1 protein-coding gene is annotated in these 352 nt (G+C 61.9%); it reads right to left on the bottom strand.

From position 1 onward, the window contains the following. A partial coding sequence (locus EN852_RS36845) for a chemotaxis protein CheB (RefSeq protein WP_281407844.1) occupies nt 1–352 on the bottom strand: 352 nt, incomplete at both ends.

The following is a 352-nucleotide window of genomic DNA, read 5'->3' as shown; positions in this document are numbered from 1 at the left end:
AAGGTCTAATTTCGCGGTTTCGGGGGCTTGAATGAGGCTAATGCCGCCCTCCGCCCGGATGTCCTTCAAGCCCTCGGTGCCCTTGCTGCCGGTTCCCGACAAAACGATGGCGATGGCCCGTTTCCGCTGGTCCGACGCAAGCGATCGGAACAGGACATCGACGGGATGGCGGTTGCCGCGGACCTCTGCCGGTCGGGACACGTGCAGCCCGCCATCGCTGATTTTGAGGTCGGTATCGGGAGCGATCACATAGACCCGATCGGAAACGATTCGCATGCCGTCCACGACTTGCGCAACCTGCATGGTCGTGTGAGATGCCAGAACGCGCGCCATCTCGCTTTCGTGCTTCGGG

Source organism: Mesorhizobium sp. M2E.F.Ca.ET.209.01.1.1 (assembly GCF_004010375.2).
Taxonomy (GTDB): domain Bacteria; phylum Pseudomonadota; class Alphaproteobacteria; order Rhizobiales; family Rhizobiaceae; genus Mesorhizobium.
This window is presented reverse-complemented; position numbering and strand designations above follow the sequence as displayed.